This is a genomic window from Streptomyces auratus (assembly GCF_050433025.1).
GTDB classification, from domain to species: domain Bacteria; phylum Actinomycetota; class Actinomycetes; order Streptomycetales; family Streptomycetaceae; genus Streptomyces; species Streptomyces sioyaensis.
On record NZ_JBNGCB010000001.1, the window covers coordinates 2,322,600 to 2,348,556 of the forward strand.

General features: G+C 72.7%; 16 protein-coding genes. 7 read left to right on the top strand and 9 right to left on the bottom strand.

Annotated features, from left to right (window positions below; all coding sequences use genetic code 11):
• The first annotated feature begins 16 nt into the window (after positions 1–16).
• Both BKA18_RS09920 and BKA18_RS09925 read left to right on the top strand, forming a co-directional pair.
• Positions 17–1,066 carry a LacI family DNA-binding transcriptional regulator gene (locus BKA18_RS09920; RefSeq protein ID WP_366047133.1) on the top strand — a complete coding sequence of 350 codons (1,050 nt, stop codon included), beginning with the start codon at positions 17–19 and terminating at the stop codon, positions 1,064–1,066.
• 118 nt (positions 1,067–1,184) lie between these two features.
• Positions 1,185–2,009 carry a phosphatase PAP2 family protein gene (locus tag BKA18_RS09925; RefSeq protein WP_366047132.1) on the top strand — a complete coding sequence of 275 codons (825 nt, stop codon included), beginning with the start codon at positions 1,185–1,187 and terminating at the stop codon, positions 2,007–2,009.
• Positions 2,010–2,451: 442 nt separating this feature from the next.
• Here the strand turns inward: BKA18_RS09925 and BKA18_RS09930 are convergent, their stop codons facing one another.
• From BKA18_RS09930 to BKA18_RS09940, 3 genes are all read right to left on the bottom strand, one after another.
• Entirely contained in the window at positions 2,452–5,478 is a 3,027-nt protein-coding gene (locus tag BKA18_RS09930; RefSeq protein ID WP_366047130.1) for a bifunctional [glutamine synthetase] adenylyltransferase/[glutamine synthetase]-adenylyl-L-tyrosine phosphorylase, read from the bottom strand.
• A 26-nt stretch (positions 5,479–5,504) separates the two neighbouring features.
• A complete protein-coding gene (glnA, locus tag BKA18_RS09935; protein WP_006606004.1) occupies positions 5,505–6,866 on the bottom strand; it encodes a type I glutamate--ammonia ligase in 1,362 nt (453 codons plus the stop codon).
• A 432-nt stretch (positions 6,867–7,298) separates the two neighbouring features.
• Positions 7,299–8,189 (bottom strand): alpha/beta fold hydrolase, encoded by an 891-nt coding sequence (locus BKA18_RS09940; RefSeq protein WP_366047129.1) that lies wholly within the window; start codon positions 8,187–8,189, stop codon positions 7,299–7,301.
• A gap of 296 nt (positions 8,190–8,485) precedes the next feature.
• On the opposite strand from BKA18_RS09940, the gene BKA18_RS09945 reads away from it, so the two are divergent.
• Both BKA18_RS09945 and BKA18_RS09950 read left to right on the top strand, forming a co-directional pair.
• Positions 8,486–10,129, top strand: a complete 1,644-nt coding sequence (locus BKA18_RS09945) for a multicopper oxidase family protein (protein ID WP_366047127.1) — start codon at positions 8,486–8,488, stop codon at positions 10,127–10,129.
• A gap of 65 nt (positions 10,130–10,194) precedes the next feature.
• Positions 10,195–11,949: an NAD+ synthase gene (locus tag BKA18_RS09950; RefSeq protein ID WP_006606001.1), complete on the top strand. Its 1,755-nt coding sequence runs from the start codon at positions 10,195–10,197 to the stop codon at positions 11,947–11,949.
• Between the two features lie 83 nt (positions 11,950–12,032).
• On the opposite strand, the gene BKA18_RS09955 is transcribed toward BKA18_RS09950, so the two are convergent.
• From BKA18_RS09955 to BKA18_RS09975, 5 genes are all read right to left on the bottom strand, one after another.
• Positions 12,033–13,268, bottom strand: coding sequence for an MFS transporter (locus BKA18_RS09955; RefSeq protein WP_366047126.1), 1,236 nt, complete (start codon positions 13,266–13,268; stop codon positions 12,033–12,035).
• Between the two features lie 164 nt (positions 13,269–13,432).
• Positions 13,433–14,437 (bottom strand): endonuclease/exonuclease/phosphatase family protein, encoded by a 1,005-nt coding sequence (locus BKA18_RS09960; RefSeq protein ID WP_429638391.1) that lies wholly within the window; start codon positions 14,435–14,437, stop codon positions 13,433–13,435.
• Positions 14,438–14,763: 326 nt separating this feature from the next.
• Positions 14,764–15,555, bottom strand: coding sequence for a hypothetical protein (locus BKA18_RS09965; protein ID WP_366047124.1), 792 nt, complete (start codon positions 15,553–15,555; stop codon positions 14,764–14,766).
• Between the two features lie 1,021 nt (positions 15,556–16,576).
• On the bottom strand, positions 16,577–17,236 hold the full coding sequence (locus BKA18_RS09970) for a TetR/AcrR family transcriptional regulator (RefSeq protein ID WP_093482866.1): 660 nt from the start codon (positions 17,234–17,236) through the stop codon (positions 16,577–16,579).
• Positions 17,233–18,852, bottom strand: a complete 1,620-nt coding sequence (locus BKA18_RS09975) for an MFS transporter (protein ID WP_366047123.1) — start codon at positions 18,850–18,852, stop codon at positions 17,233–17,235. Before BKA18_RS09975 ends, BKA18_RS09970 begins: the two co-directional genes overlap by 4 nt.
• A 192-nt stretch (positions 18,853–19,044) precedes the next feature.
• Here BKA18_RS09975 and panB point away from each other — a divergent pair, with 192 nt between their 5' ends.
• The 3 genes from panB (at position 19,045) to BKA18_RS09990 (ending at position 22,356) form a co-directional block, all read left to right on the top strand.
• Positions 19,045–19,905, top strand: coding sequence for a 3-methyl-2-oxobutanoate hydroxymethyltransferase (gene panB / locus BKA18_RS09980; protein ID WP_006605995.1), 861 nt, complete (start codon positions 19,045–19,047; stop codon positions 19,903–19,905).
• A gap of 595 nt (positions 19,906–20,500) precedes the next feature.
• A complete protein-coding gene (locus BKA18_RS09985) occupies positions 20,501–21,529 on the top strand; it encodes an ATP-binding cassette domain-containing protein (protein ID WP_366047122.1) in 1,029 nt (342 codons plus the stop codon).
• Positions 21,526–22,356: an ABC transporter permease gene (locus tag BKA18_RS09990; RefSeq protein WP_040899396.1), complete on the top strand. Its 831-nt coding sequence runs from the start codon at positions 21,526–21,528 to the stop codon at positions 22,354–22,356. The genes BKA18_RS09985 and BKA18_RS09990 overlap by 4 nt, the downstream gene beginning before the upstream one ends.
• A gap of 52 nt (positions 22,357–22,408) precedes the next feature.
• Here BKA18_RS09990 and BKA18_RS09995 read toward each other — a convergent pair whose 3' ends face one another.
• Positions 22,409–25,819, bottom strand: a complete 3,411-nt coding sequence (locus BKA18_RS09995) for an AfsR/SARP family transcriptional regulator (protein WP_366047121.1) — start codon at positions 25,817–25,819, stop codon at positions 22,409–22,411.
• Between the last annotated feature and the right edge of the window lie 138 nt (positions 25,820–25,957).

A 25,957-nucleotide genomic window follows, 5' to 3' on the forward strand; every position in this document is an offset into this window, starting at 1 on the left:
CGGTACAGTCCTGCTCATGACCGCCCGGCTGACCGATATCGCAGCACAGGCGGGTGTCAGCGAGGCCACCGTCAGCCGGGTTCTCAACGGGAAGCCCGGTGTCTCCGCCACCACCCGCCAGTCCGTGCTTGCCGCCCTCGATGTGCTGGGCTACGAACGCCCGGTGCGGCTGCGGCAGCGCAGCGCGGGGCTGGTCGGACTGATCACCCCGGAGCTGGAGAACCCGATCTTCCCGGCGTTCGCGCAGGTCATCGGGCAGGCGCTGACCCGCCAGGGCTATACGCCGGTCCTCGCGACCCAGACGCCGGGCGGCTCCACGGAGGACGAGCTGACCGAGATGCTGGTCGACCGCGGGGTGGCCGGCATCATCTTCGTCTCCGGGCTGCACGCCGACACCTCCGCCGATATGCAGCGCTATGAACAGCTGCGCGGCCAGGGCGTGCCGTTCGTCCTCATCAACGGCTTCTCCGACAAGGTGCAGGCCCCGTTCGTCTCCCCCGACGACCGGGCCGCGGTGGACCTGGCGATCACCCACCTCGGCGCGCTCGGCCACCGGCGGATCGGGCTGGCACTCGGCCCGAAACGCTTCGTCCCCGTACAGCGCAAGATCGAGGGCTTCGTCCGCAGCATGCAGGAGCGGCTGCAGACCGGGCCGGCCGAGGCGGAGCCGTTCATCCAGCACTCCCTCTACACCCTGGAGGGCGGGCAGGCCGCGGCCGGCGCGCTGATCGAGCGGGGCGCGACGGCCATCGTCTGCGCCAGCGACATGATGGCGCTCGGTGCGATCCGCGCGGCCCGCCAGCGCGGGCTGGACGTCCCGCGGGACGTCTCCGTGGTCGGCTTCGACGACTCCCCGCTGATCGCCTTCACCGACCCGCCGCTGACCACGATCCGGCAGCCGGTCACGGCCATGGGGCAGGCGGCGGTGCGTGCGCTGCTGGAGGAGATCGGCGGCACCCCGGCCCCGCACAGCGAGTTCGTCTTCCACCCCGAACTCGTGGTCCGCGGCTCGACCGCCTCGGCCCCGAAAACGGCCCGGATCCCGAAGCCGCTGCGGGCTCTTTGACGTTCGCGCCCCCGAGAACGACGGGGGTCCGATGTCCCCCTCAAGACCGATATGCGGCTTCGAATACCCGACCGAAGGATGATCGGCGACACACCCCTTTCTGGCAGACTGTCTGCCTATGGGTGATGCGAATACGAGGACTCTGGACGGCCTGCCGACCACCCCGACACCCACCGGGGAACCCGCGGACCGTCCGGCGAACGAGGGCCGGTTGGCCCGGCTGAGGTCCCCGCGCACCCCCCGGCTCTGGTTCGAGGTCCTGCTGATCGCGGTCAGCTACTGGACGTACTCGATGATTCGCAACGCCGTTCCGGAGCAGAAGGCCAAGGCGCTCAAGAACGCCGACTGGATCTGGCAGGCGGAGCATTCTCTGGGCATCGCCGTCGAGCGCACCGTCAACCACGCGGTCGACTCCGTGACGTGGCTGATCGTGTCGATGAACTACTACTACGCGACACTGCACTTCATCGTGACGATCGGGGTGCTGGTCTGGCTCTACCGCTGGCACCCGGGCCGCTATGCCGCGGCGCGGCTGGCCCTGTTCGCCACCACCGGCGTCGCCCTGATCGGCTATTACTTCTTCCCGCTGGCGCCGCCCCGGCTGATGGCGGGCGGCGGCTTCGTCGACACCCTCGTCGACCACGGAACCTGGGGCTCGATGGCGTCCGGCAACCTCGCCTCGATGTCCAACCAGTACGCCGCGATGCCGTCGATGCACATCGGCTGGTCGCTGTGGTGCGGCATCACGATCGCCCTACTGGCCAAGCCGCTCTGGGCGAGGGCCCTCGGGCTGCTCTACCCCACCGTCACCCTCCTGGTCATCGTCTCCACGGCCAACCACTTCTGGCTGGATGCGGTGGGCGGGGTACTCTGCCTGTCCTTCGGCTCCGCGCTGGCCTGCGTCTGGTACGGCTCGCTGCCACATCGCTTGGCGCGGGCCTAGCCCCCACGTTGTCGGCTGGCCCGCCGCGGTTCTTCTCGCCGTTGCGCTTTGCGGCGCGCCGCACGTTGTCGGCTGGCCCGCCGCGGGTGTTTGTCGCCGTTGCGCCTGCGGCGGGCTGGTTGCCGCTGCGCTGGCTGTTCGGCTGCGGGACCGGCCCTCCGGACTCCGTCCTGCGGTCCGCCCCCTCCCGCTGGGGGTGGAGGAAGACCGGTGGGGGCGGGCCTCCTCCCTCGACTAGACGCAGACGAGGGCCGGGGCCCGCCCCCACCGGCCTCTTCCCACCCACTCACGGGAGGGGCCGCGCCGCAGGACGAAGTCCGGAGGAGCGGCACCGCACCCGACACACCACGCCCGCCGCAGGCGCAACGGCGAAAAACCACCACGGCGGGACAGCCGGAAACGTGGGAGGCGGCCGAGGCGCCAGCCGAAAACGTGGGAGGCACTACGCCCCGTAAAAGCGTTCCTCCACCACGCTGCGCGCCCGCCGCGTGATCCGCCGGTAGTCGTCGAGCAGCTCGCCGACGTGGCCCTCCTCGTAGCCGAGGTAGCGGGCCACCGCGGCCAACTCCCGGCCGTCGACGGGGAACGTGTCGCCTGGGCGGCCGCGGACCAGCATCACCGCGTTGCGCACCCGCGCGGCCAGCACCCAGGCCTCGTCCAGGGTCTGGGCGTCCTCGGTGCCGATCAATTCGGCGGCGTGCGCGGCAGCCAGCGCCTCGCGGGTGCGGGTGGTGCGCAGGCCGGGGATCTCCCAGCCGTGCTGCATCTGGAGCAGTTGGACGGTCCACTCGACGTCGCTCAGGCCGCCGCGGCCCAGCTTGGCGTGGGTGGTCGGGTCGGCGCCGCGCGGCAGCCGTTCGGCCTCCATCCGGGCCTTGAGCTTGCGGATCTCGCGGACCGCCTCGTCGCCCAGGCCCTCGGCGGGGTAGCGCAGCGGGTCGATCAGTTCGATGAACCGCCGGCCCAGCTCCTCGTCGCCGGCGACCGGTTCGGCGCGCAGCAGGGCCTGCGACTCCCACACCAGCGACCAGCGCCTGTAGTAGGCGGCGTAGGAGGCGAGCGTCCGTACCAGCGGGCCGGACCTGCCCTCCGGGCGGAGGTCCGCGTCGATGGGCAACGGCGGGTCGGAGGAGGGGAGTTCGAGCAGCCGGCGCATCTCGTTGGCGACGGCCTGGGCGGCCTGGGCGGCCTCCTGCTCGTCGGCGCCCTCGCGCGGTTCGTGGACGAACAGGACGTCGGCGTCCGAGCCGTAGCTCAGCTCACGGCCGCCGAAGCGGCCCATGCCGATCACCGCGAAGCGGGTGGGCAGGGTATCGCCCCACTGTGCGCGGACCGCGGCACGCAGGGCGCCGGCCAGGGTGGCGGCGTTGAGGTCGGAGACCGCCGAACCGACCGCGTCGACGGAGCGGCCGTGGTCGGTGTGCGCGGGGCTGTACTCCGTGCCGTACGCGCCGATCACATCCGCCGCGGCGGTACGGAACAGCTCGCGGCGGCGCACCCCGCGGGCCGCGGCGACCGCCGCCTCCGCACCGTCGGCGCGGCCGACCGCGGCCAGCACCTCCTGCTCCAGCGCGGCCCGGCTGCGCGCCTGGAGGCCGTCGGCGGCGCCGAGCAGGGCGACCGCCTCGGGGGCGCGCAGCAGCAGATCGGGGGCGAGCCGGCCGGCGGAGAGCACCCGGGCGAGGTTCTCCGCGGCCGCGCCCTCGTCGCGCAGCAGCCGCAGGTACCAGGGCGTCTTGCCGAGGGCGTCGGAGACCTTGCGGAAGTTGAGCAGCCCGGCGTCCGGGTCGGCGGAGTCCGCGAACCAGGCCAGCAGCACCGGGAGGAGGGTGCGCTGGATGGCGGCCTTACGGGTCACGCCGGACGCCAGGGCCTCCAGGTGGCGCAGCGCGGCCACCGGGTCGGCGTAGCCGAGCGCTTCGAGGCGGTGGCCTGCGGCCCTGGCGGACAGCCGGGTCTCGCCGGTCTCCAGGGTGGCGACAGCGTCGAGCAGCGGACGGTAGAAGAGCTTCTCGTGCAGCCGGCGCACTTCCCGGGCGTGCCACTTCCACTCCTTGCGGAGGGTGTCGACGGGCTCGGTGCGCAGCCCCAACGAGCGGGCCAGGCGCCGCAGTTCGCCCTCGTCCTCGGGCATCAGATGGGTACGGCGCAGCCGGAAGAGCTGGATACGGTGCTCCAGGGTGCGCAGGAAGCGGTAGGCGGCGTCCAGGGCCGCGGCGTCCTGGCGTCCGACATAGCCGCCGGCCGCCAGCGCCGCCAGGGCGTCGAGGGTGGTGGCGCTGCGCAGGGTGGCATCGCTGCGGCCGTGCACCAACTGGAGCAGCTGGACGGCGAATTCGACGTCGCGCAGCCCGCCGGGGCCGAGCTTGAGCTCGCGTTCGACCTGGGCGGCGGGGATGTTCTCGACGACCCGGCGGCGCATCTGGCGCACATCGGCGACGAAGTTCTCCCGCTCGGCGACCTCCCACACCATCGGCGCCAGCGCATCGATGTACTCCTCGCCCAGCCCGAGGTCGCCGGCCATCGGGCGGGCCTTGAGCAGCGCCTGGAACTCCCAGGTCTTGGCCCACCGCTGGTAGTAGGCGAGATGGCTGCTGAGCGTGCGCACCAGGGGGCCGTTGCGGCCCTCGGGGCGCAGATTGGCGTCCACCGGCCAGATGGTGCCCTCGGCGGTGTTGTCCGAGCACAGCCGCATCATGCGGGCCGCGATCCGGGTCGCGGCCTGCAGCGCCTTGGCCTCGTCGACGCCTTCCTTGGCCTCGGCCACGAAGATGACGTCGACGTCCGAGACGTAGTTCAGCTCCCGGCCGCCGCATTTGCCCATGCCGATGACGGCCAGCCGGCACACCGCGGCGTCGCCGGGCGCCTCTTCGTAGCTGATCTCCAAGGCGGCCCGGATCGTGGCGGTGGCCAGGTCGGCGAGCTCGGCCGCGGCCTCGGCGACATCGGTCGTCCCGCACACATCGCGGGCGGCGATCCCCAGCAGCGCGCGGCGGTAGGCGGTGCGCAGGGCGTCCGCGCGCGGCCGGACGGCGCCGTGTTCGCCCCAGATGCCCTCGGCGAGCGCCAGCTCGAACTCGGGGGTGGTGGGGTGCAGATCGACCGACTCGTAGGTGACCAGCGACTGCCAGTCCTGCGGATGGCGGACGAGGTGGTCGGCGAGCGCCTCGGAGGCACCGAGCACCCCCAGCAGCCGGTCGCGCAGCGGTTTCGCCGCGACGACCGTGCTCAGCAGCGTCTGCTGGGCGTCCGGCTCGCCCTGCCGCTCCACCAGCCGGGCCAGGCCGCGCAGCGCGAGATCCGGGTCCGCGGTGGCACCGAGCGCTTCGAGCAGCACCGAATCGTCGCGTACGGGGGCGAGGCCGGGGGCATCGAGCAGCTCCCCGGCCGCCGAGGGGTCGGTGAAACCGTGCCTCAGCAGCCGGGTGAAGGTGCTGCTCCGCCGTCCCTGCGGAGCGGGTAGTGCCATGGTCAGCCTCTCGGTGGCGCGGTGGCTCAGAGCACGGGCAGCATCTTGCGCAGCTCGAAGGCGGTGACCTCGGAGCGGTACTCCTCCCACTCCTGCTTCTTGTTGCGGAGGAAGAAGTCGAAGACGTGCTCACCGAGGGTCTCGGCGACCAGTTCGCTGCGCTCCATCAGATCGATGGCCTCGCCGAGGTTCTGCGGCAGCGGCTCGATGCCCATCGCCCGGCGCTCGGAGTCGGACAGCGCCCAGACGTCGTCATCGGCGCCGGCCGGCAGCTCGTAGCCCTCCTCGATGCCCTTGAGACCGGCCGCGAGCAGCACCGCGTACGTCAGATACGGGTTGGCGCCGGAGTCGATCGAGCGGACCTCGACCCGGGTCGAGCCCATCTTGCCGGGCTTGTACATCGGCACGCGGATCAGCGCGGAGCGGTTGTTGTGGCCCCAGCAGATGTAGGAGGGGGCCTCGCCGCCGGCGCCCGCGGTGCGGTTGGCGCCGCCCCAGATGCGCTTGTAGGAGTTGACCCACTGGTTGGTGACGGCGGAGATCTCGCCCGCGTGCTTGAGCAGACCGGCGATGAACGAGCGCCCCACCTTGGAGAGTTGGTACTCCGAGCCGGACTCGTGGAAGGCGTTGCGGTCGCCCTCGAAGAGCGAGAGGTGGGTGTGCATGCCGGAGCCCGGGAACTCCGAGAACGGCTTGGGCATGAACGTCGCCTGGACGCCCTGCTCCAGCGCCACCTGCTTCATGACCAGCCGGAACGTCATGATGTTGTCGGCCGTCGAGAGCGCGTCGGCGTAGCGCAGATCGATCTCCTGCTGGCCGGGGGCGCCCTCGTGGTGGCTGAACTCCACCGAGATGCCCATCGACTCCAGCATGGTGATCGCCTGTCGGCGGAAGTCCATGCCGACGTTCTGCGGGGTGTGGTCGAAGTAGCCGGAGGAGTCGCCGGGGGTGGGCCGCCGGCCGTCCACGGGCTTGTCCTTGAGCAGGAAGAACTCGATCTCCGGGTGGGTGTAGAAGGTGAACCCGAGGTCGGAGGTCTTGGCCAGGATGCGCTTGAGGACGTAGCGCGGGTCGGCGTAGGAGGGGGAGCCGTCCGGCATCAGGATGTCGCAGAACATCCGGGCGGTGCCGGGGGCCTCCGCGCGCCAGGGGAGGATCTGGAAGGTGCCGGGGTCCGGCTTGGCGATCATGTCGGATTCGTACACCCGGGCGAATCCCTCGATGGCCGAGCCGTCGAAGCCGATGCCCTCGTCAAAGGCCTGCTCCAGCTCCGCGGGCGCCACCGCCACGGACTTCAGGAACCCGAGCACATCGGTGAACCACAGTCGTACGAAGCGGATGTCGCGCTCCTCCAGCGTCCGGAGCACAAACTCCTGCTGCTTGTCCATGGGTCACCAATCCTTGCAGGTCAATCGGCCTGTCGAGCCACATCGGGCAACGTGGTTCGGCACACCAGTATCACGTGAGGGGGTTACCGTCACATTACGCACCCTTGGCCTGAATCAGAACCGGCGTCCCGTAACCCTCGGCCCCATCCTTCCCGCAGCAGACGGGCTCAGCGCTGCGGGCGGCGGCAATCGGGCGGCTTGGCCCAGTCTTGGACCCGTACTGAGGGCACGTTGACCAGGCGTTGACGGCTCCGTTCCACGGAGTTCACGCGGCGGATGCGGGCGGGTACGGGGGGTTCGGGGCGGGGTGGTCCAGGGCCGGTCCGGGGCGCCTGTGGGGCGTTCGGAGCGGGGAGGTCCGGGCGGTCCGGGGCGGCGAGTGGGAGCCCACGGCCGCTCCGGGACCGCCGTGCGCGGGACGCCCCGAGGTGTTCACGGGCGCTCCGGGACCGTCGCGTCCCTCCCCGTCCCCGAGAGGTCCAGCACCGCCCGGGCCACCGACGCCGGCGCATCGGCCATCAGCAGGTGTCCCGCGGGCGCGGCGAGGGCGAACCGGCCGCCCAGCTCCGCGGCGAGCCCGCGCTGCCGCTCCAGCCAGCGCAGTTGCCGCGGCGTCTCGCTGCCGTCGTACGCCGCGAGGACGGTGACCGGGGCGGCGGGCAGCGGGCGGGCCGGACGCAGTGCGGCGAGCTCCGCGGCCTGGTAGCCGTAGGTCGCGTTCTCCAGGACGCAGGCGCGCAGGACCCGGCTGGTGCGGTAGGTGTGCTCCCACGGGTGCGGCGGATGGCTGCCGACCGTCGTGGCGCGGTCGATCAGCCGGCGGGCGGCCGGGCCCAGGGCACGCGGCAGCCCGGCGGCGGACACCGCAGCGGCCACGCCGCCCGCCACGGCGGTCCGCACCGCGCGCGGCAGCCGGGGCCGGGGCGCGTCCTCGATGCTGCCGTCGGCCAGCACGAGCCCGGCACAGCGCGCGGGGTGCAGCCGGGCGAACGCCTCGGCGTGGAAGCCGGCGAGCGAGTGGCCGACGACGGTGGCCGGGCCGAAGTGGCCGAGCGCGTCGAGGAGGTGGGCGATCCGGTCGGCCTCGGCGGCGAGGGTGGGCGGCCCGGGGGCCGGGGCGCTCAGGCCGAGCCCGGGCCGGTCGAAGCGGACGACGGTGCGGTACGGGGCGAGCAGCGCGGCGACGGCGTCCCAGTCGTACCAGGCCATGCCGAGACCGCCGCTGAGGACGCAGACCGGCCCGCGCCCCTCGGTCAGCACATGCAGCGGCACCCCGCCGACCCGCAGGAACCGGCCGGGGACGGGGAGAGGGAGGGGGCTCATCGGGGTCACGGACATCCAGGTGATCGGGTGGACCCGGCCGGACGCACGGGCGGGCAGGCACGCGGAAGGCTCAGAAAAGTCAAGAATAGGCAGCCGGTGGACGGTGCAGCGGCGATACCGGCGCGGACGACCGCAGGCGGCCGGTCCGGGCGATGCGGACGGGCCGGATCCGGCGGCCGGGCCGGCGGCGGTCCCCCGTTCGGCGGCGGATACCCGGAGGGCCATACCCCTAGGGGGTAGGGTGCGAAGAATGGGTCTCCCCGGCCGCCGACCGACACCCTCACGAGGTGCTCCCCATGCGTACGCCCTCCCGCCGCGCCCTGCTCGGCGCGGGTATCGCCGTCGCCGGCAGCGGTCTGCTGCCGGCCGGTGCCACCCGCGCGTCCGGCTCCGTCCGCACCGGCACGCACGACACGACGCCCGCGCACCACACGACACGCAGGCTCGACAAGAACGGCATGGACGTCTCGCACGGCCCCGGTGACGACACCCCGCCCGGCTATGTCACCCCCGACGGCCCGGAGGTCGCCGAGGCCGAGCGCAAGCGCGGCTCGGGCCCCGTGCGCAGCGCCGCGCTGACCGCCGCCGAGACCGAGCTGGACCTGGGCGGTCACACCGTCCGGACCTGGGCGTACGACGGCCGGCTGCCCGGCAGGGAGATCAGGGTCACGGCGGGCGACCGGCTCACGCTGACCCTCGCCAACCACCTTCCGCAGTCCACGACCCTGCACTGGCACGGGCTGGCGGTGCGCAACGACATGGACGGCGTCCCCGGCCTGACCCAGCGGTCCCTCCAGCCCGGTGCCGCCTTCGACTACCACTTCGCGATCACCGAGCCCGGCACCCACTGGGTACACCCGCACTCGGGGACACAGCTGGACCGCGGGCTGTACGCGCCGCTGATCGTCGACGACCCCAAGGAGCCGCTCTCGTACGACAGGGAGTGGATCGTCATGATCGACGACTGGCTCGACGGGGTCGACGGCAGCGAACCGGAGGCGGTGCTGGCCGAGCTGAGCGGGGGCAGGGTCCGCGGCGGGATGGGCCAGGACGACATGAACATGGGCGGCGACGGCGGGAAGACGGGGGCCGCGGGCACCTCGAACGGCCCGTCACGGATGCTGACGGGCGCCCGGAGCAGGCTGCTCGGCGGCGACGCGGGCGATGTGGACCACCCGTTCCACCTCATCAACGGCCGGAGCACCAAGGACCCGGAGACCTTCCGGGCCAGGCGCGGCGACCGCATCCGGATCCGCTTCATCAACGCGGGCGCCGACACCGCCTACCGTGTGGCGCTCGGCGGCCACCGGATGACCGTGACCCACACCGACGGCTGGCCCGTCGAGCACACCGAGACCGATGCGCTGCTGCTCGGGATGGCCGAGCGCTATGACGTCCTGGTCACGGCCGGGGACGGGGTCTTCCCGCTCACCGCGCTCGCCGAGGGCAAGAAGCGCTCCGCGCTGGCCGTGCTGCGCACCGGCGACGGCGAGGCGCCAGGTGAGTCCGCCCGGCCCCGGGAACTGCGCGGCGAGGTGCTGACCGCGGACCGGCTCCGGGCCGCGGAGTCGGTCCGGCTCAGCTCGCGGCAGCCTGACCGCACCCTGGAGATGACCGCCACCGGCACCATGCGGAAGTGGGACTGGGCGATCAATTCGCAGCCGTACACCGCGTCCCAGCGGTATCCCGTCGAGGCCGGCGAACGGGTCCGGATTCGCTTCCGCAACCACACCCGGATGTGGCACCCGATGCATCTGCACGGCCACACCTTCGCGCTGCCCGACGACGGCCCCCGCAAGGACACCCTGAGCCTGCTGCCCGGCCGCTCCCTGAACGTCGACTTCGACGCCGACAACCCCGGGCTGTGGATGGTCCACTGCCACAACGTCTATCACTCGGAGTCGGGGATGATGACGGTCGTCGGCTATCGCAAGAAGTAGTCGGCCACCGGAAGAGATCCGCTTCCCGACCCCCATTGCGTCAGAAAGACGATTAGACTGGCGGGGTGCCTCAACTTCGTCTCGCCCTCAACCAGATCGATTCGTGTGTCGGCGATCTCGCCCGGAACGCCGAGACGATCCTGCACTGGACCCGGCACGCCGCCGACCAGGGCGCACACCTCGTCGCCTTCCCCGAGATGGCACTGACCGGCTATCCCGTCGAGGACCTCGCGCTGCGCCCCTCGTTCGTCGAGGCGAGCCGGGATGCGCTGCGGACCCTGGCCGGCCGGCTGGCCGAGCAGGGCCTGGGCGACCTCCCGGTGATCGTCGGCTATCTCGACCGCGGGGAGCAGGACAGGCCCCGCTACGGCAAGCCCGCGGGCGCCCCCCAGAACGCCGCCGCCGTGCTCCACCACGGCGAGATCGCCCTCACCTTCTCCAAACACCACCTTCCCAACTACGGAGTCTTCGACGAGTTCCGCTACTTCGTCCCCGGCGACACGCTGCCCGTCGTCCGGGTGCACGGGGTGGATGTGGCGCTCGCCATCTGCGAGGACCTGTGGCAGGACGGCGGCCGGGTGCCGGCGACGCGCAGCGCGGGCGCCGGGCTGCTGGTGTCGGTCAACGCCTCGCCGTACGAGCGGGACAAGGACGACACCCGGCTGGAGCTGGTCCGCAGGCGGGCCAAGGAGGCCGGCTGCACCACCGCCTATCTGGCGATGATCGGCGGGCAGGACGAGCTGGTCTTCGACGGTGACTCGATCGTGGTCGACAAGGACGGCACGGTGATCGCACGGGCACCGCAGTTCGCGGAGGGCTGTGTGCTGGTGGACCTGGATCTGCCGGCCGCGGCCCCCCAGCCGCCCTCGGGCGTCCTGGACGACGGGCTGCGCGTCGACCACCGCGTCCTCACCCCCGACCCGCTGCCGCACTATGCGCCCGAGACCCCCGGGGGCGAGGCCGAACGCCTCACCGACCTCGAAGAGATCTACACCGCGCTGGTCGTCGGGCTGCGCGCCTACGTCGCCAAGAACGGCTTCCGCAGTGTGGTGCTCGGCCTCTCCGGCGGGATCGACTCGGCGCTGGTCGCCGCCCTCGCCTGTGATGCGGTGGGGGCGGGCCAGGTCCACGCGGTGGCGATGCCCTCCCGCTACTCGTCGGAGCACTCGCTGACCGACGCCGCCGAACTCGCCCGTCGTACGGGCCTGTCCTTCCGTACGGTGCCGATCGGCCCGATGTTCGACGCCTATATGCAGGCGCTGCCGCTGACCGGTCTGGCCGAGGAGAATCTGCAGTCGCGGCTGCGGGGCACCACCCTGATGGCCATTTCCAACCAGGAGGGCCATCTGGTCCTCGCCCCCGGCAACAAATCCGAGCTGGCGTGCGGCTATTCGACCCTGTACGGCGATTCGGTCGGCGGCTACGGCCCCATCAAGGACGTCTACAAATCCGTCGTCTATCAGCTGGCCCGCTGGCGCAACCAGGCCGCCGCCGAGCGCGGCCACACCCCGCCGATCCCGGAGAACACCCTCACCAAGCCCCCGAGCGCCGAACTCCGCCCCGGCCAGGTCGACACCGACTCACTCCCCGACTACGACGTCCTGGACCGCATCCTGGAGCTCTACGTCGACCGTGACCAGGGCCGCGAGGAGATCGTCGGCCAGGGCTTCGACGACGGGCTGGTGACGCGGGTGCTGCGGATGGTCGACCGCGCCGAGTACAAGCGCCGCCAGTACCCGCCGGGCCCCAAGATCTCGTCGAAGGGCTTCGGCAAGGACCGCCGGCTGCCGATCACCAACCATTGGCGGGAAGGCGACTGACAGCTGGGGGAAGGCGGCCGGCGGGAAGGCGGCTGCTCGGTCGCGTAGGCGCCTCGGCCCGTACCCGCCGCGGCCCGTACGCCTCAGCCCCGGTGGTCCCCGGCCGGCAGCTCCGCGCCGGCGGCCGGTTCCGCGTCCGGTGCGGCGCTGCGGGCCACGATCCGGGAGGCGTCGTGCGCGCCGCGGTCCAGGAAGCCGGCCAGGACGGCGACGGCCAGGCCCAGGGTGGCCAGGACCGCGCCGACCAGGGGCGGGGCGGTCCAGCCCCAGCCGGCCGACAGGGCCAGGCCGCCCACCCAGGCGCCGCCGGCGTTGGCGAGGTTGAAGGCGGACTGGTTGGAGGCGGCGGCCAGGGTCGGGGCCTGCCGGGCCTGGTGCATGACCAGCATCTGGAGCGGGGTGGTGGTCAGGAAGCCGACGGCGCCGATGAGGACGACCGTCACCAGCGCCGCCCCCTTCATGTCGGCGGTGAAGTGAAAGGCCGTCAGGACGAGGGCCAGGGCCGCCAGTGAGCCGTAGAGGGTGGGGCGCAGCGCCCGGTCGGTGAGCGGGCCCGCGGCCAGGGCGCCGAGGGTCATCCCGATGCCGAAGAGGGCGAGCACCAGCGGGACCGAGCCCGCGGCGAAGCCGGTGACCTCGGTCATCATCGACGCGAGGTAGCTGTAGACGGCGAAGACCCCGGCGAAGCCGAAGACGGTGGTGAGCAGGCCGAGCAGCACCTGGCGGTGGCCCAGCGCGCGCAGTTCGCGGCCCAGGCCGGTGCGTTCGCCGGCCGGCAGCGGCGGCAGGAGCCGGACCAGCGCGGCCATCGCGACCAGGCCGATGGCGGCCACGACGAGGAAGGTGGCGCGCCAGCCGAGCTGCTGGCCCAGGAGGGTCGCGGCGGGGACACCGATGATGTTGGCGATGGTCAGGCCGAGGAACATCGTGGCGACCGCGCGGGCCTGTCGGCCCTCGCGCACCAGCCGGGCGGCGACCACCGCGCCCACGCCGAAGAACGCCCCGTGCGGCAGGCCGGCCAGCAGCCGGCCGGCGATCAGCAGGCCGAAGGTGGGCGCCAGGGCGGAGGCGAGGTTGCCGACCGTGAAGAGCGCCATCAGCGCCACCAGCATCCGCCGGCGCGGCATGCGGGAGCCGAGGGCGGTCAGGAGCGGGGCGCCGATGACGACGCCGAGGGCGTAGGCGGAGACGAGGTAGCCGGCGGTGGGCACCGAGGTGCCCAGATCGTCCGCGACATCGGGCAGCAGGCCCATCATCACGAATTCGGTGGTGCCGATACCGAAGGCCGAGATCGCGAGCGCGAGCAGAGCCAAGGGCATGAAGGACCTTCCAGGGGTGTGCGTGCGGACGGGCACGCGGGCAACGGACCGTAAGCGCTAAGTTCTCTTACGGAACAAAGTCTCTCAGGCCAGGTATGCCGGCCGGAGAACGGGGCATGACGCCCCCGTTTCCGCTGCCCGTCGGCCGCGCGCCCCGCCGCCCCTCAGATCTTCACCGAGGCCGCGATCGGCAGATGGTCGCTGCCGGTCGACGGCATCACCCAGGCCTTGACCGGGGACATCCCCTTCATCATGATCTGGTCGATCCGGGCCATCGGGAACGACGCCGGCCAGGTGAAGCCGAAGCCGTCGCCCGCCGCGCCCTGCGCGGAGCGCATCTGGGAGGTGACCGGGGCCAGCGACCGGTCGTTCATGGTGCCGTTGAGGTCGCCGAGCAGTACGACCTTCTTCACCGGGTCCGCGGCGATCGCCTCACCCAGCGCCTTGGCGCTGGCGTCACGCGGGTTGGCGGTGAAGCCCTTCTGGGGGTTGACCCGTACCGACGGCAGATGGGCGACGTAGACGGCGAACTGCCGGCCGTCGGCGGCGGTGACGGTGGCCCGCAGCGCGCGGTTCCACCCCATCTTGGTGTCCACCGGCCGGGTGTCGGTCAGCGGGCGCTTGCTCCACAGGCCGACCGTGCCCTCGATCGTGTGGTACGGATACGCCTTCGCCAGCCCCTGACGGTAGGTCGACAGCGCGTCCCCGGAGAGCTCCTCCAGGGCCACCACCTCGGCGCCGGACGCCACGAGATCCTTGGCGGTGCCCGCCGGGTCGGGGTTGTCGACGCTGACGTTGTGGGTGACGACGGTGAGGTTGCCGCCCTCGCCGGCCTTGTCGGTGACCTGGCTCCCGAAGAGGTTGACCCACACGAAGGCCGGCAGCAGCAGGGCGACCAGCGCCGTCGCCGAGCGGCGCAGGACCGCGGCGAGGAGCAGCAGCGGGATGCCCAGCCCCACCCACGGCAGGAACGTCTCCAGCAGACTGCCCAGGTTTCCCACGGTGTTGGGGACCCGCGCATGCAGAATCATCAGCAGCCCGAGCACGATGGCGAGTGCCGCGAGGACGATGCCGCGCCGCCACATGCCCTCGGGGCGCCACCAGTTCCGCAGGCGTTCGGCCCGGGAACCGGCCTGCCCGGGGTGGTGCCCCTGTCCCGGTTCCGTCATATATGCCTGCGCCATGTAGCCGTCCTCACTGCCTTGCTCGCTGCGCCACACCTGTGGTCTCCGACCCTAGGCGATGGCCCGTAATGTGCTTTCTTAGAAGTGAGGACGGCGCGCTGGCAGGGCTGGGTTCCGGTCTCGGGACGTGTGACGACGGCTGTGACAGAACGGGCATGGTCCGGTCATGAGGCAATACGGTTTGTGTCGATGGTCCCGGATGTTCGCCGTTCGCGGCAATGGTGCCTGCACACTTCGAATCCGCTGGTCAGCGCTTCACGAGCGGGACGGGGGCGGGATACGGGCGTAGGTACCCGCATCCCGTGGGCTCCTCACCTGTGCTGTGTGCCGGGCAGCAGTTCCACCCGGATGCCCTCGCTGTCCTGGATGACGTAGGTGGGACCGGTCCGGGAGTTCCAGCCGACGGGCAGCAGGTAGTACCGGCCGTTGCGTTCGATGAGCCGGCGCAGGCCGGTGTAGCGGTAGCGGTAGCGCGCCGCGGAGCCCAGGTCCTCCACCGTCAGCCCCGGACCCGCCAGGCTGAGCCGGGCGGTGCTCAGCAGCACGACGGCGGTGCGGCGCGGGAGGTTCGCGGCGGTCTCGCGGGCCTCGTCCTCCGCGAGTTGGCCGGTGGCGAGGCTGAGCGCCCACATCACCAGGAGGCCGGCCGTGAAGACGGGTACCGCCTTGCTCCACACGCCAGGCGGGGCGACCGCGTCGGGAGCCCGCCCGCGCTGGCCCAGGAGCACGCCGATCCCCAGCAGCGCCGGCCCGGACCACTCATAGGGCCGGATGTACGGCCAAAGGAGCAGAAGGGCGACGCCGGCCCCCACGACGTACAGGTGTGCCCGTGCCGCGGTCCGTATGCCCCGGTCCACCGCCCGCACCACCCGGCCCTGGCCGGGAACCGGTTCCCCGGTGGCGAGGTGACGCGCCGTCAGGACCGCGGCGGTCAGGACGATCGCGGCGGACGCGGTCAGGAGGTTCAGGCTCTGCATCGCCAGCTCGGCGAAGCCGAAGCCGAGGCTGAAGGCGTCCAGGCGGAAGTACTGGTAGTAGGCCGTCAGATAGACCGCACCGAGGAAGTACATGACCGCCACGAGGAAGGAGGCCTGCGCCGTCACGGTCCCGAGCAGCCCGGCGGCCGTACGCTCCGCCGACCCCGACCCCGACCCCGACCCCGACCTCGGCCCCGGCCCCGGGGGCACGGATGCCGGCGCCGCCGCCCGTACGCGCGCCGGGCGGCCGGACCGGGCGGCTGTGGGGGAACGCCGGGTGGGAGCGCTCCTCTGGTTGCTCCGGCGGGACAACGGCGGCTCCTTCTCCTCGTCGGTCCGAGGCTCACGTACCGGACGGGGACGGGCAGGTTTCCGCCGGCGAAGGATCGGGGCCGGGCGAGTCCGAAGGGAGGGCCGACCCGGTCGCTTCGGGCGAGCCGCTGGGCGACGGGGATTGCCCGGAGGGCGGGCAGGTCCCGCCGCCCTGCTCACCCCCGCCGGTTGTCTGACCGCCCACGTCGCTGCCGCCCACGTCGCTGCCACCGCCGTCACCACCGCCGCTCGGGTCCACCCCGCCGCCGTGCACCGGCGGCACACTCCGATCGACGGGCGGTGACTTCACCGGCGGAACGGGGTCGCCCCCGTAACCGGGGGCTTCTCCGGTGGGAGCGCCCTGTGCCCCACCGGCCGCCGCGCCGCCGACCGCGGACCCGCTCCCTTCCTGACGCTCGGAAGCCGACCCTCCATGGCCCGAGGGCGAAGGCTTCGCCGCACCGGGCTCGGCGGGGGCCTCCGTGACGACGCCCGGTGCCGGGTGTCCGCCGTCGGCGCCCCCGTCCGGCACTCCGCCGCTGCCGTGGGCACACCCCGCCGTCGCGATCAGCGCCACGGCGAGCGCGGCAGCACGGCGTGGGCGCGTGATGCGGTGTCCCATTGAGCTTCCCCCTCGCTTGCTCAACCGTCCGGGGCCGACACCCCGTAACCGCCCTCGTGGTGGGTGAGTTCGGCCGCCTTGCCCCGTTGCCCGTGCCCACACAGGGCACATACTCAGTCACGTTCGGCAGCCGTGCGTGGTTCCGGAAGCCGGCGGACGGCGCGGTGGGCAGGTGTGCTCCGGCGGCCCAACCCGGTGGGCGCACCGCGGAGTTCAGCCCGCGGCCCGTGCCGTGGGCCGTACGCCCTCCAGGACGAGGTCGACGATGTCCGCCGGGAGTGCGTCGGGCAGCTCCGTACGGTCATGGAGGAGGGCGCGGGCCAGCATCGGGCCGACGAAGAGGTCGGCGAGGGTGTCCAGGTCGTGGTCGGCGCGGATCTCGCCGTTCGCCACACCGCGCCGGAGCACCCCGAGCAGTGCCTCATGACGGGCCCGGACGACCGTGGCGTGGTACTCCGCCCACAGCTCGGGCTGCGCCTGGACGTGGCTGACGACCGTGCGCAGCAGCGCGGAGCTGCGCTTGGCGAGCCCGCGGCGGCGCAGGAATTCCAGCAGCGAGACCAGGTCGTCGCGGACCGAGAGGCCGGCCGGCGGCGGGCTCGGGACGTCCAGCGACCGCATGACGTCGAGCATCAGGGCGCTCTTGCCGGGCCAGCGGCGGTAGACGGTGGCCTTGCCGACGCCTGCCTCGCGGGCGATGCGTTCCATGGACAGCTCACCTATGGAGACGCCGTCCTCGATCAGGCGCAGCACGGCCTCGATGATGGCGGAGTCGGCCGCGGCGCTGCGCGGCCGGCCGCGGCGCCCGGGGGTCGCCGGGCCCGGGCGCCCCCCGTCCGCCGCGACCTCGGAGTCCTCCGCCGCCCGGTTCATCGCTGCGCGCCCGCCTTCCGCTCTTCCTGGGGCTCCGCCGGCTGCGGCGCCGAGACCATTTTGCCTGGCAGGAACGCCGCGGCCACCACGGTGCCGAGCAGCGCGACGACCGCCGAACCGAGCGCGGTGATGTGCATGGCGTGGATGAAGGCGTCGTCGGCGGCGGTGGTCAGCGGCCGGCCGGCCGAGCCCATCCGGGCCGCGAGCGAGAGGGTCGCCTCGATGGACTCGCCGGCCGCGTGCCGGACGGCGGCCGGCACGCCGGGCAGGGCGTCGAGCGTGCCCTGGATGTGGTCGCGGTAGCTGGTCGAGAGCAGCGAGCCGAGGACGGCGACGCCGAGGGTGCCGCCGACCTGCCGGAAGACGTTGTTGAGCGCCGAGCCGGAGCCGGCCTTCTCCCGCGGCAGCGCCTGCATGACCGCGACCGTGGCCGGCGGCATGATGTGCGCCATGGCGGAGCCCTGGATGAAGAACAGCGCCTCCATGAGCCACAGCGGGGTGGTGGCGTCCAGCAGCAGCAGGCCCACCATGGTGTTGGCCACCACGAACATGCTGAAGGTGCACACCGCGCGGGCCCCGTAGTGGTCCACGGCGAGCCGGGCCCGCGGCGCGAAGATCAGCTGGGCCGCGGCCAGCGGCAGGATCAGCATGCCGGCCTGCAGTGGGGAGTAGCCGCGCACGCTCTGGACGTAGAAGACGATGAAGAAGGTCACGCCCGTGAGCGCGAAGAAGACCAGCGCGATGGCGGTGATGGCGGCCGAGAAGGCGCGGTTGCGGAAGTAGCCGATGTCGATCGACGGATGGTCGCTGCGCTTCTGGTGCACGACGAAGAGGGCCAGCACCAGCAGCCCGCCGGCGATCGGGCCTACCACCTCGGGTTCGGTGAAGTCGGCGAGCTGGCCGCCCTTGATGATGCCGTAGACCAGCAGCACGAGCCCGACGATGGACAGCAGCACCCCGATCGGGTCCAGCCGGCCGGGGCGGGGGTCTTGGGAGTCGGGCACCAGGATCAGCATCGCGATGAGCGAGATCACCACGATCGGGGCGTTGATCATGAAGACCGAGCCCCACCAGAAGTGGTCGAGCAGCAGCCCCCCGGCGATCGGGCCGACCGCGATGGCCACGCCCACCCCGCCGGCCCAGATGCCGATCGCCTTGGGCTGCTCCTCCCGCTCGAAGACGTTCATCAGGATGGCGAGGTTGGAGGGCATCACGAAGGCGCCGCCCACGCCCATCAGCGCGCGGAAGGTGATCAGCTCGGTGGGTGATCCGGACACCCCGGCGAGCACCGACCCGGCACCGAAGACGGCCAGGCCGAAGAGCAGCGTCTTCTTGCGGCCCAGACGGTCGCCCAGCAGTCCCGCGGTGAACAGCAACCCGGCGAAGACCAGGGTGTAGGAGTTGATCGCCCACTCCAGCTCGCTCTGGGTGGCGCCCAGGCCCACGGGGGCGGGGGTGGCGATCGTCTTCATGGCGACGTTGAGGATCGAGTTGTCCAGCACCACGATCAGCAGGCTGAGCATGAGCAGGGTCAGGATCGCCCAGCGGCGGCGGTGGATACGGTCCGGGATGTGGCGGGCGGGGGGTGCGTCCGGGGCGGGGGGTGAGGTGGCCATGGCGGCACCTTATGCACCTTCCGATACGGCCCCGTTCCGTATTGGAGGGAATCGCGGGCGGGTACGGCCACCCGGGTGAAGGAACCGGGCCCGGCTGCTCCCCTTTTCCTTTGCGGGCGACCCGTGCCAGCATGGACGGGAGTCCGGGGACACCGTGAGGGTGCCTCGAGATGAAGAACAGGAGCCGTCACCATGACGCAGCCTTCGCCTGCCCAGAAGCCGGTCGCCAAGTCTCTGTACGGGGGATCCGGCTCGCGCCGGATCACCGTCCGGGACATCGCCGCCGCCAAGGAGCGCGGTGAGAAGTGGCCGATGCTCACCGCCTATGACGCGATGACCGCCTCCGTCTTCGACGAGGCCGGCATCCCCGTACTGCTCGTCGGCGACTCGATGGGCAACTGCCACCTCGGCTACGAATCCACCGTGCCGGTCACCCTGGACGAGACCGTCATGCTGTCCGCGGCGGTCGTCCGGGGCACCACGCGCGCCCTCGTCGTCGGCGATCTGCCGTTCGGCACGTACCAGGAAGGGCCGGTGCAGGCGCTGCGCAGCGCCACCCGGCTGGTGAAGGAAGCCGGTGTGGGCGCCGTCAAGCTGGAGGGCGGGGAGCGCTCCGCCGACCAGGTCGAGCTGCTGGTGTCGTCCGGCATCCCGGTGATGGCCCATGTCGGACTGACCCCGCAGTCGGTCAACGCCTTCGGCGGCTACCCCGTCCAGGGGCGCGGCGAGGAGGCGGCCCAGCAGCTGCTGCGGGACGCGAAGGCGGTGCAGGACGCCGGTGCCTTCGCGGTCGTCCTGGAGGCCGTACCCGCCGAGCTGGCCGCCGAGGTCACCCGGTCGCTCGCGATCCCGACCGTCGGCATCGGCGCGGGGGCGGACTGCGACGCCCAGGTGCTGGTGTGGACCGACATGGCCGGCATGACGGCCGGCCGGCTGCCGAAGTTCGTCAAGCAGTACCTCCAGATGCGGGAGTTGCTCGGCGGTGCCGCGAAGGCGTTCGCGGACGAGGTCGTCGGGGGCACCTTCCCCGCGGAGCCGCACACGTTTCACTGAGCCGCCCACGTTGTCGGCTGACCCGCCGCGGTGGTTTTTCGCCGTTGCGCTTGGCGGCGCACCCGCACGTTGTCGGCTGGCCCGCCGTGGGTGTTTGTCGCCGTTGCGCCTGCGGCGGGCTGGTTGCCGCTGCGCTGGCTGTTCGGCCGCGGGACCGGCCCTCCGGACTCCGTCCTGCGGTCCGCCCCCTCCCGTTGGGGGTGGAAGAAGACCGGTGGGGGCGGACCTCATCCCTCGACTACACGCAGACGACGGCCGGGACCCGCCCCCACCGGCCTCTTCCCACCCACTACGGGAGGGGCCGCGCCGCAGGACGAAGTCCGGAGGAGCGGCACCGCACCCGACAACCCACGCCCGCCGCAGGCGCAACGGCGAAACACCCCGACGGCGGGCCAGTCGACAACGTGCGGCGCGCCGCAAAGCGCAACGGCGAAACGCCACCACGGCGGGAAAGACAAAAACGTGCGGGTGCGCCGCAAAGCGCAACGGCGAAAAACCACCACGGCGGGACAGCCGAAAACGTGGGGGAAGGGCCAAGCGCAGCGTATCGGCAGAGTGTCGGCACATTGTCAGCGCCAGCTGACACCGTGGTGGCATGACGCGACAGACGATATCCACCAAGGGCGGCAACGCCGTGGAGGTGCGCGGTCTGGTCAAGCACTTCGGCACGGTCAAGGCCGTCGACGGAGTGGACCTGGACGTGAAGGAAGGCACCGTGCTCGGGGTACTCGGCCCCAACGGCGCCGGCAAGACGACGCTCGTGCGCTGCCTGTCCACCCTCCTGGTGCCGGACGCCGGCCGGGCCGTGGTGGCCGGCTACGACGTGGTGCGCCAGCCCCGCGCGCTGCGCCGCACGATCGGTCTGACGGGGCAGTACGCCTCGGTCGACGAAAAGCTCTCCGGCTGGGAGAACCTCTACATGATCGGGCGGCTGCTCGATCTGTCCCGCAAGGACGCCCGGCGCCGCGCGGACGGCATGCTGGAGCGGTTCTCGCTGACCGAGGCCGCCAAGCGGCCCGCGGCCAAATACTCCGGCGGGATGCGCCGCCGGCTCGACCTCGCCGCCTCGATGATCGGCCGTCCGACCGTCCTGTATCTGGACGAGCCGACGACGGGTCTGGACCCCCGCACCCGCAACGAGGTGTGGAAGGAGGTCCAGCGCATGGTGCGCGAGGGCGTGACGGTGCTGCTGACGACGCAATACATGGCGGAGGCCGAGCAGTTGGCCGACGAGCTGACGGTCATCGACCGCGGCCGGGTGATCGCCGCCGGTCGGGTCGACGAGCTGAAGGCCAAGGTCGGCGGGCGGACGCTGCAGATCCGGCCGGCGGACCAGGGCACACTGGACCGGATGGTGGGCGCCATCGCCCAGGCCGGTCTGGACGGCATCACGGGTGCCACCGCCGACCACGACGAGGGTGTGGTCAACGTACCGATCATCAGCGATGAGCAGCTGACCGCGGTGGTCGGGGTGCTCGGCCAGCGGGGCTTCGCCCTCGCCGGCATCAGCACCCATCTGCCCAGCCTGGACGAGGCGTTCCTGGCCATCACCGGCCACAAGTCCTCCGAGGCCGGCGCATCCGAGGACGACAGGGACCAGCGGTACGCGGAGGTGTCGGCATGAGTGCCGCAACGATGGCGGCACCGCCGCTGAAGGCCGGAGCCGACGAGGGCCGGATCGGCGTCCGCGCCAATCTGCGGCACATCGGGGCGCTGGTGCGGCGCAACGCCCTGCAGATCAAGCAGGCCCCGGAGTCGATGTTCGACGCCCTGCTGATGCCCGTCATCTTCATCCTGCTGTTCGTCTACGTCTTCGGCGGCGCGATCGCCGGCAAGGGCAGACAGGAGGACTACGTCCAGTACTTGGTGCCCGGCATGATGGGCATGATGGCCATGAACATCGCCACGGCGGTTGGCACGGGCGTCAACGAGGACTTCCGCACGGGCGTCATGGACCGCTTCCGGACGATGCCCATCGCCCGGTCCTCGGTCCTGATCGCCAAGATCGTGGTCGAGCTCGGCCGGATGCTGATCGCCACCACGATCCTGCTCGCGATGGGTTTTCTGCTGGGGCTGGAGATCAAGGGCGGCACCTTGCCCTTCCTCGCCTCGGTCGTGCTGTCCGTGGTCTTCTGCGCCGGCCTGATGTGGATCTTCATCCTGCTCGGGCTGGCGATGAAGACCCCGCAGGCGGTGCAGGGCACGGCGATGCTGATCCTGATGCCGCTGCAGTTCGGCTCGTCCGTCTTCACCGCGCCGACCTCGATGCCCGGCTGGCTGGAGGCCTTCACCAAGGTCAATCCCCTCTCGACCCTGGCGGACGCGTCCCGTGCCCTGATCGACGGCCGGGGCGCGGTGCTGCACCCGACCCTGATCACCCTCGGCTGGGTGGTCGGCCTCACGGCCGTCACCATGCCGCTCGCGGTGGCGAAGTTCCGTAAGAGGACCTGACGTGCGTCCCGCAGGGGACCTCCTTGCGGGACGGCCCTTCGCCCGGCTCGCGTCAGATGAGGGCGGTGGCCTCCGCCAAGGAGAGGCCACCGCCCTCGGCGTACGCCCGGTCATAGGCCGGATCGCCCAGCAGCGCCCGCGCCGCCGCCGCGGCACGGGCCCGCTCCTCGCGGATGACCCGCCGCGGGACGTGGCTGCTCGACGACAGCGCGTCGTACGCGCCCACCAGCCGGGCCGCGTCCCGCCCGGCCGCCGCGCCCCGCAGGGCCATCAACACCCGGGCCCCGGTGAGGAGCTGCACCACCGGCAGCTCCGGCGCCACCATCTCCGTCATGGAGTCCTTCATCAGCCGCAGCGCCTCCCGGAACCTCGGCAGCAGCCCGTCCAGGCGCCCCTCGTCCAGATCCAGCGAGACCAGCAGCGCCTGCAGCATCCCGGCGAACATCTCCGGCGGGTGCGGGGTGAACAGGTTCGCCACCCGCTCCAGTTGGGCCCGCGCCTCCGCCGGACGCCCGGTCATCGCCAGCCGCATCGCGAGGGTGATCCGGGCGAACGGCTCGGTGTCCCGGCCGCTGTTGCCCTTCGCGGCCTCGGCCAGCACCTCGCGCAGCAGCCGCTCGCCGGTCTCCGCCTGGCCGTCCTCGATCAGCGCGCCGCCCAGCCGGCAGCGCAGCAACAGGGTCTGGCCGTGCGCTCCGAGTTCCTCGGCGTGCACCATCGCCGCCCGGTAGTCGCGGGCCGCGAGCGCGTACTCGCCGCGCTGTTCATGGGTTTCGCCGCGCCCCGCCAGCGCCTCGGCCGCGCCCCACGCGTCGCCCAGCTCCTGGAAGATCCGCAGCGCCTCGTCGGCGTCCCGGGCCGCCTGTCTCAGCCCGTCGGGGCGTTCGTTGAGGACCTTGGCGCGCAGTTGCAGTACGAAGGCCAGCTCCCAGGCGTAGCCGAAGGCGCGGCAGGCCCGTACGGCGCTGTCGACGAGCTCCGTCAGCTGCTCGAAGCGCCCGGAGATCATCACCGCGTAGTGCCACATCACGCCGGGGACCTTGCAGGTCTGCGGCATGCCGGTGCGGTAGGCGGCGAGGATCCCGGCCAGTTCCTCCTGCATCTCGGGCTCGCGCAGCTCCCGGATGTCGCTGTCCCGGCTGGCGAGCGCGACCAGCCGGACCTCCCGGCGGGCCTCCACGAGCTGGTCGGGGGCCATCGGGGGCGGGCTGTCGATGGGGCTCTCGGGCAGGTCGGGGGCCGGTTCGACGGGCGGGGCGAAGGGGTTGGGGCCGATCGCGGCGGCCGCCGATGACCAGTGGCGGGCGTCGCCGCGGTGGTCGCGCAGCGACCAGAACCACTGGAGGGACAGCACCAGGCACAGCGCCTCGTGCTCGTCACGGGCGGCGACGGCGCGGCGCAGCGCGGTGCGCAGGTTGTCGTGCTCCAGCTCCAGCCGCTCCATGGCCGCGCGCTGGCCGGGGCCGCGCAGTAACGGGTCGGTGGTACGCGCCAGTTCGCGGTAGGCGACCAGATGGCGACGCTCGGCACCGGCCCGCTCCCCCGCCTCGTCCAGCCGCTCGCCGGCGTACTCCCCCACCGTCTCCAGCAGCTGGTAGCGCATCTGCCCGCCGGCACCGGAGCGGCGCTCGCCGTCCCCCTTGCCGGCCGGGGCCGCCACCACCAGCGACTTGTCGATCAGCGAGCCGAGCAGCGCGGCCACCTCGCGCCGGTCGACGCCGCCGCCCGCGCACACCTCTTCCGCGGCGGCCAGATCGCAGCCGCCGGAGAAGACGGACAGCCGGCGCAGCACGGCCCGTTCGGGTTCGCCGGTCAGGTCCCAGGACCAGTCCACGACCGCGCGCAGCGTCTGCTGCCGGGGCAGCACGGTCCGGCTGCCGCTGGTCAGCAGCCGGAAGCGGTCGTCGAGCCGGTCGGCGAGCTGGCGCGGGGAGAGCAGCCGCAGCCGGGCCGCGGCGAGTTCGACGGCGAGCGGCAGCCCGTCCAGCCGCCGGCAGATCTCGGTGCAGGCAGCCGGATCGTCCTCGATACGGAAGCCGCTGCGGGCGGCGGCCCCGCGGTCGGCGAGCAGCCGCAGCGCGACCGCATCGGGCAGCGGCTCGACCGGCCGCAGCACCTCGCCCGGGACGGCCAGCGGCTCCCGGCTGGTGGCCAGCACCGTCACCCCGGGGCAGTGGGCCAGCAGCCGCTCGGCGAGTTCGGCGGCGGCACCGATCACATGCTCGCAGTTGTCGAGCACCAGCAGCATCCGGCGGCCCGCGCAGTGTTCGGCGAGCCGGGCGAGCGGGTCCAGGGCGGTGGCGTCGGTGGCGGCGCGCAGCCCCTCCGCGGTGCTGCTGCGGACCACGGTCTCGCGGGCGCCGAGCGCGGTCAGCACCGCCTCGGGCACGGTCTGCGGATCGTCCACCGGTGCCAGTTCGGCCAGCCAGACGCCGTGCGGCCAGGCGTCCGGCAGTGCGGCCGCGGCGCTCTCGGCGCCCTCCTGGGACAGCCGGGTCTTGCCGGCGCCGCCGGGCCCCAGCAGCGTCACCAGCCGGTGCTCGGCCAGATCGGACCGGAGCGCCGCCAGATCGGCGTCCCGGCCGACGAAGGAGGTGAGCCGGGCACGGAGGTTGCCCCGGCGGGGGTGGGCGGAGCCGGGAGCGGTGGCGGCGCCGTCGGCCGGGGAGCCGGGGCCGGTGCCGTACGGCATGCCGGGCGGGGCGTCGGTCGGCGGGAGCGGGGTCGAGGGTCTTGTCGCGGGCTGCGGGCGCAGCAGTTCCGCGTGCAGGGCGCGCAGTTCGGGGCCCGGGTCGGTGCCGAGGCGGTCGGCGAGGCCGGTGCGGATCTCCTCGTAGGCCGCCAGCGCCTCCGCCGGGCGGCCCGCGGCGCGCAGGGCGCGCAGCCGCAGGGCCTGGAGCGGCTCGTCGAGCGGGTGCTCCTGGCACAGCGCATGGAGCTGCGGCAGCGCCCGGTCGGCTCGGCCCAGGGCGAGTTCGGCGGCGAGGCGGGTGCGCTGGGCGTCCAGCCGGCGGCGCTCGGCGCCCGCAGCCCAGGAGCCCGCGTCCGGGAGGTCGGCGAGAGCCGGGCCGCGCCACAGCGCCAGGGCGTCGTCGAGCAGCGCGGCGGCGCGGGCCGGGTCGGCCTCGCCGAGCGCCCGGCCGCCCTCCGCCACCAGCCGTTCGAAACGGTGCAGATCGATCGCGTCGGGCTCGGCGCACAGCCGGTAGCCGCCGTCGGCCGAGGCGACCGCGGCGTGCCCCAGGGCGCGGCGCAGCCGGCCGACCAGCGCCTGGAGCGCACCGGAGGCGTCGGCGGGCGGGGCCGCGCCCCAGATGTCGGCGATCAGCACCTCGGGCGGCAGCGCCCGGCCGGGGCGCAGCGCGAGGGCGGTGAGCAGCGCACGCAGACGTGCGCCGCCGAGAGCGACGGGAGTGCCGTCGGCCCGGCCGGCCTGGGTGGTGCCGAGAATTCCGTAGCGCACCGGCCCATTGTCCTGCACGGCGGATCCCGCCAGGCATCGAGCATCCCTTTCCGGGGCAGGGGCCTCGGGGACAGCTCCCTGGGAAGGTGCCCTGGGCACGCGCTCGTTCAGGGGGCCCGTGCGCCGCCCGCCGTGCCG

Bases quoted from the DNA above. Each gene is read 5' to 3' on its own strand.
- BKA18_RS09920 (WP_366047133.1), top strand. From the start codon at position 17: ATGACCGCCCGGCTGACCGATATCGCAGCACAGGCGGGTGTCAGCGAG.
- BKA18_RS09925 (WP_366047132.1), top strand. From the start codon at position 1,185: ATGGGTGATGCGAATACGAGGACTCTGGACGGCCTGCCGACCACCCCG.
- BKA18_RS09930 (WP_366047130.1), bottom strand. From the start codon at position 5,478: ATGGCACTACCCGCTCCGCAGGGACGGCGGAGCAGCACCTTCACCCGG.
- glnA (WP_006606004.1), bottom strand. From the start codon at position 6,866: ATGGACAAGCAGCAGGAGTTTGTGCTCCGGACGCTGGAGGAGCGCGAC.
- BKA18_RS09940 (WP_366047129.1), bottom strand. From the start codon at position 8,189: ATGAGCCCCCTCCCTCTCCCCGTCCCCGGCCGGTTCCTGCGGGTCGGC.
- BKA18_RS09945 (WP_366047127.1), top strand. From the start codon at position 8,486: ATGCGTACGCCCTCCCGCCGCGCCCTGCTCGGCGCGGGTATCGCCGTC.
- BKA18_RS09955 (WP_366047126.1), bottom strand. From the start codon at position 13,268: ATGCCCTTGGCTCTGCTCGCGCTCGCGATCTCGGCCTTCGGTATCGGC.
- BKA18_RS09960 (WP_429638391.1), bottom strand. From the start codon at position 14,437: ATGACGGAACCGGGACAGGGGCACCACCCCGGGCAGGCCGGTTCCCGG.
- BKA18_RS09970 (WP_093482866.1), bottom strand. From the start codon at position 17,236: ATGAACCGGGCGGCGGAGGACTCCGAGGTCGCGGCGGACGGGGGGCGC.
- BKA18_RS09975 (WP_366047123.1), bottom strand. From the start codon at position 18,852: ATGGCCACCTCACCCCCCGCCCCGGACGCACCCCCCGCCCGCCACATC.
- panB (WP_006605995.1), top strand. From the start codon at position 19,045: ATGACGCAGCCTTCGCCTGCCCAGAAGCCGGTCGCCAAGTCTCTGTAC.
- BKA18_RS09985 (WP_366047122.1), top strand. From the start codon at position 20,501: ATGACGCGACAGACGATATCCACCAAGGGCGGCAACGCCGTGGAGGTG.
- BKA18_RS09990 (WP_040899396.1), top strand. From the start codon at position 21,526: ATGAGTGCCGCAACGATGGCGGCACCGCCGCTGAAGGCCGGAGCCGAC.